The 5,219-nt window shown below is 49.1% G+C and carries 4 protein-coding genes; all 4 read left to right on the top strand.

Features of this window, described 5'->3' with window-relative positions:
• The first annotated feature begins 228 nt into the window (after positions 1-228).
• The 4 genes from EDC32_RS16030 to EDC32_RS16015 all read left to right on the top strand — a co-directional run bounded on the left by EDC32_RS16030 (position 229) and on the right by EDC32_RS16015 (position 4,966).
• A complete protein-coding gene (locus EDC32_RS16030) occupies positions 229-786 on the top strand; it encodes a glycerol-3-phosphate responsive antiterminator (protein WP_022739202.1) in 558 nt (185 codons plus the stop codon).
• A 181-nt stretch (positions 787-967) separates the two neighbouring features.
• Positions 968-1,678, top strand: a complete 711-nt coding sequence (locus tag EDC32_RS16025; protein WP_132223958.1) for an MIP/aquaporin family protein — start codon at positions 968-970, stop codon at positions 1,676-1,678.
• Between the two features lie 23 nt (positions 1,679-1,701).
• Positions 1,702-3,198 (top strand): glycerol kinase GlpK, encoded by a 1,497-nt coding sequence (gene glpK / locus EDC32_RS16020; RefSeq protein ID WP_132223955.1) that lies wholly within the window; start codon positions 1,702-1,704, stop codon positions 3,196-3,198.
• Positions 3,199-3,319: 121 nt separating this feature from the next.
• Entirely contained in the window at positions 3,320-4,966 is a 1,647-nt protein-coding gene (locus EDC32_RS16015; protein WP_132223952.1) for a glycerol-3-phosphate dehydrogenase/oxidase, read from the top strand.
• Positions 4,967-5,219 lie beyond the last annotated feature (253 nt).

The following is a 5,219-nucleotide window of genomic DNA, read 5'->3' as shown; positions in this document are numbered from 1 at the left end:
TAACAAGGTATCCCTACCGGAAGGTGGGGATGGATCACCTCCTTTCTAAGGAGCTCTTTCTAGAGCATTATCGATCATTTTCTTGGGTCACGTGACACTCACTCTTTAGTTTTCAGGGAACAACGGAAGCCCCTTCACGCTTTGGTGAAGGGGCTTTTAATTTTTCCATCTGTTTGTGGTATCATGGGTGAATCGGATAACGCTTTAATGATGGAAAGGAAGAATGGGATGAAGACGCATTTTCAAAAACAAAGGCTTTTGCCAGCTGCCAAAAGTGTGAAGGACTTTGAAAAGCTGTTGGAAAGTTCGTACGAGTATATTGTGATGCTGGATTGTCACCTCGCCCAATTACCTCCCTTGATGAGATTAGCCCATCAACATCAGAAGAAAGTCATTTTGCACGTCGATTTGATCCAAGGGCTCAAAAATGACGAATATGCGGCTGAGTTTCTTTGTCAAATGGTTAAGCCAGCGGGGCTGATTTCAACCCGTACGCCGGTGGTGCAAGTTGCCAAAAAACGAAAAATTATTGCCATTCAGCGCGTATTTCTGCTGGATACCCATGCCTTGGAAACCAGTTACCGATTGTTGCAATTGTCTCAACCGGATTACATCGAAGTGCTCCCTGGAATCATTCCCCATGTAATTAAAGAAGTGGCGGAAATCACCAAGATCCCGATTTTGGCTGGAGGCTTGATCCGCACCAAGCAAGAGCTTGAGTCGGCGTTAGAAGCAGGAGCGGTTGCCATCACGTCGTCGAATAAAAAATTGTGGCATATCAAATGAAAGTATTGAAATTTATGTGATAATTATTTACAATGGTGTTGATAGCGCTTCCAAATATGCTTGAGATTAAGTTCATAGCTGACATGAGTCGATGAGAGTCACTGAGGCCCCTGGTTCGATGGAACGAGGGGGAAGCTTGGTGACTCTTTTTTGATACTCATTTGAGCAAAGGAGGAATAGGATGTCTCACTTTACCGCTGAGTTGCTAGGAACGATGATGTTAATCTTGTTGGGGAACGGAGTTGTAGCCGGCGTTGTGTTGCAGCGGTCTAAAGCCTACCAAGCTGGCTGGGTTGTCATTACGTTGGGCTGGGGTTTGGCCGTTATGATAGCTGCGTACATGGTTGGTCATATCAGCGGGGCGTATTTGAATCCTGCCTTGACGATCGCTTTTGCCATAGCCGGGAAGCTGGCATGGGCAGAAGTGGGTAGTATGATTGTCGCCCAAATGTTAGGGGCCTTTTTGGGAGCGGTGTTGGTGTGGTTGCACTATTATCCCCATTGGACTAAAACGGAGAGTCAAGATGATAAGTTGGCCGTCTTCGCAACAGCACCTGCTATTAAACACACGCCTTCAAATTTGTTGAGTGAAATCATTGGTACATTTGTGTTAGTATTTGCGTTGCTCGCCATGGGCGGAGAAGGTGTGGTGTTTGCAGACGGATTGAAAACCTTGATTGTAGGCTTTTTAATTGTGGCGATCGGTATGTCGCTCGGGGGAACGACCGGTTATGCCATCAATCCTGCCAGAGACCTAGGGCCACGGTTGGCTCACGCCATTTTGCCGATTCCGGGCAAGGGGTCGTCCCAATGGGGTTATGCTTGGATTCCGGTTGTCGGGCCGGTTGTCGGAGCTGTATTGGCCGCGTTGCTTTACGGATATGTGTATTGATACCAGCGAAAGGGTGAGAGGATATGTCCAACCAATATATACTGGCGATTGACCAAGGGACGACAAGCTCCCGGGCGATTCTATTTGACCATAAGGGTCACATCGTAACCATTGCTCAACAGGAATTCACACAATACTTTCCGCAGCCGGGCTGGGTGGAACATGATGCGGAAGAAATTTGGGAATCTGTGCATCGTGTTATGAATCAAGCGATCAGAGAAGCAGGCATTACAGCCAGTCAAATTGCTGCGCTCGGCATTACCAACCAACGCGAAACAACGGTGGTATGGGATCGGCATACAGGTAAGCCTGTTCACTCCGCGATTGTATGGCAATCCAGACAAACTTCGGCCATTTGCGATGAATTGGTTGCTCAAGGATGGAATGACCTATTTCGTAGTAAGACGGGTTTGCTGATTGATGCGTATTTTTCCGGGACCAAAGTGAAATGGATTTTGGATCATGTGGAAGGTGCGAGAGAAAAAGCGGAACGTGGAGACCTGTTGTTTGGCACCATCGATACCTGGCTGATCTGGAAGTTGACTGGTGGTCAAGTGCATGTCACAGATTACACCAATGCTTCGCGGACGTTAATGTATAACATCTATGAGCTGAAATGGGATGAAGAATTGCTCGACATTTTGACTGTTCCAGCATCCATGTTACCAGAGGTTCGTCCGTCTTCCGGGGTGGTTGCCAAGACGGCCAAGGGTGTGTTGGATGATGCTGAGATTCCGATCGCGGGAATTGCGGGTGACCAGCAAGCGGCGTTGTTTGGCCAGGCGTGCTTTGAACAGGGCATGGCCAAAAACACTTATGGCACGGGTTGCTTTATGTTGATGAATACAGGGGAGAAAGCAGTACCGTCCAAACATGGTTTGCTTACAACCATTGCTTGGGGCTTGGATGGAAAAGTGGAGTATGCGCTTGAAGGAAGCATTTTTATCGCCGGTTCCGCGGTGCAGTGGTTGCGCGACGGATTGAAAATGATTAAGACTGCTGCCGAATCTGAAACACTGGCTACTCAAGTGGATTCCACTGACGGAGTTTATGTTGTTCCTGCGTTCGTCGGATTAGGAACGCCTTATTGGGATCAGGATGCCCGTGGCGCTGTGTTCGGTTTGACCCGCGGTACGACCGACGCCCACTTCACTCGGGCGACGCTGGAGTCGTTGGCGTACCAAACCAAAGATGTGCTGGCGGTAATGGAACAAGATTCCGAAATCCAACTGAAAAAGCTGCGTGTGGATGGGGGAGCTACCGCCAACCGTTTCTTAATGCAGTTTCAAAGTGATATTTTGGGCGTGCCGGTTGAGCGGCCCACCGTGTTGGAAACAACTGCGCTGGGTGCTGCCTATTTGGCAGGATTGGCTGTCGGATATTGGGCAGACAAAAACGAAATCGCCCGCCACTGGCACCGGGATGAAATCTTTGTTAGCCAGATGGATGACAAAGAGCGGAAAAAGTTATACAATGGATGGGTACAAGCGGTTGAAGCCACACGGGCTTTTAAGCCGTAACCACGTGAATGAGCACAAGTTAATAGGTTATGGAGATACGGAGACAAACCACATACCCTTATGCGCTAAACAGCATAAGGGATTATGTGGTTTTTTTATTTATCACAAAGGAGGATCAGTCATGAACGGCAGACAAGAGCGGTTGAGCGCGATCAAAGATGAAGTGGAATTGCTGGTGATTGGTGGGGGAATTACCGGTGCGGGCATCGCCCTTGACGCGCAATCGCGCGGTATCAACACGGTATTGGTAGAGATGCAGGATTTCGGTGCCGGTACATCCAGCCGGTCAACCAAGCTGGTGCACGGGGGTCTGCGCTACCTGAAGCAACTGGAAGTGCAATTGGTGGCCGCAGTGGGAAAAGAACGGGCCATTGTGTATGAGAACGGACCGCATGTCACCACTCCTGAATGGATGATGTTGCCGATCATCAAGGGTGGCACATACGGCAAATTGGCAAGCTCCGTCGGCTTGGCTGTGTATGACCGGTTGGCTGGTGTAAAGAAAAGTGAGCGGCGCCAGATGTTGAACAAAGAGGAGACCTTGCGCAAAGAGCCGTTGTTGCGGAAAGAAGGATTGAAAGGTTCGGGTTATTATGTAGAGTATCGTACGGATGATGCCCGATTGACGCTGGAAGTGATGAAAAAGGCTGTCGAATACGGCACCGAAGTGTTCAACTATGTGAAAGTGACTGAGTTACTGTATGAAAACGGCAAAGTGAACGGAGTCAAAGTGCGGGATCAGATCTCAGGGGGAGAATATACTCTCCGTGCCAAAAAGATCGTCAATGCCACCGGCCCTTGGGTAGATGAGTTGAGGGAGATGGATGGGTCCAAACACGGAAAAACGCTACACTGGACCAAAGGGGTTCACATTGTGGTGGATGGTGGCCGTTTCCCATTGCGGCAAGCGATCTACTTCGATACGGAGGATGGGCGGATGGTGTTTGCCATTCCGCGCGACGGCAAAACCTATATCGGGACGACCGACACAGACTATCGGGATGATCTCGTCCATCCCCGCGTGACAGAAACAGACCGGGATTATCTCATTTCTGCTGTTAACAGCATGTTTCCAGAAGTTAAATTAACCCAAGCTGATGTGGAGACATTTTGGGCTGGCGTTCGTCCGCTGATTCATGAAGAAGGGAAATCCCCGTCAGAGATCTCTCGTAAAGATGAAATCTTCCATTCCAAATCCGGTTTAATCACCATTGCGGGAGGTAAACTCACTGGATACCGCAAAATGGCTGAGAAGGTGGTTAACCTGGTTGCGAAAGAACTGCAACAGGAAACAGGGAAAACGTTTGCTGCGTGCCACACGGATCGCATTCCGATTTCCGGAGGGGACGTGGGTGGATCTGCCGGCTTTGAAGCATTTGTAAAGGAAAAAATCAAACAAGGTGTGGAGCTGGGCTTTTCTGAGCAGCAAGCAGGATGGTTGACCCGGTTGTACGGCTCCAATGTGGATCATGTCTACCAATGGTCAACGGCTGACGGGAAAGCGGCAGCAAAGCGATATGGCATTCCGCTTGAATTGTATGCTTCCCTCATGTATGGGTTACAACATGAAATGGTTCAAACGCCTGTGGACTATCTGTTGCGCCGCACGGGTGCGATGCTGTTTGACATCGCCTGGGTTAAGCGCTGGCAAGCAGGAGTGGTTGACTTGATGGCTGATCACTGCGCATGGGATGAGCAGACTCGTATGCGTCGGGAGCAGGAGTTGGAGCAAGAAATTCGCTATGTCACGGAAGTGGTTTCCGACTGAGGTGTCAAGTAATGCGAATGGCCGTGATGGTGCAACGTGCAGACGGCCGATCTCCCTTATCACATGATGAGGGAGATTTTTTTATAAAAAAGGGTTGCATTTATTTTTGAGCCGTGGTACATTATTACTTGTCGCCGCGATGCGGTGATAACAAAGAAACGCACCTTGAAAATTAGATATGGAATAAAGCAACGAGGTTAAGAAGGAGATCCTTCTTAGATCGTCGATGTTGCAAATCACCGAGGAGATACCG

Source organism: Laceyella sacchari, from assembly GCF_004343255.1.
GTDB classification, from domain to species: domain Bacteria; phylum Bacillota; class Bacilli; order Thermoactinomycetales; family Thermoactinomycetaceae; genus Laceyella; species Laceyella sacchari.
The sequence above is the reverse complement of the archived record's forward strand: the minus strand, read 5'-3'. Positions and strand labels throughout refer to the sequence as shown.

Bases quoted from the DNA above. Each gene is read 5' to 3' on its own strand.
- EDC32_RS16030 (WP_022739202.1), top strand. From the start codon at position 229: ATGAAGACGCATTTTCAAAAACAAAGGCTTTTGCCAGCTGCCAAAAGT.
- EDC32_RS16015 (WP_132223952.1), top strand. From the start codon at position 3,320: ATGAACGGCAGACAAGAGCGGTTGAGCGCGATCAAAGATGAAGTGGAA.
- EDC32_RS16025 (WP_132223958.1), top strand. From the start codon at position 968: ATGTCTCACTTTACCGCTGAGTTGCTAGGAACGATGATGTTAATCTTG.
- glpK (WP_132223955.1), top strand. From the start codon at position 1,702: ATGTCCAACCAATATATACTGGCGATTGACCAAGGGACGACAAGCTCC.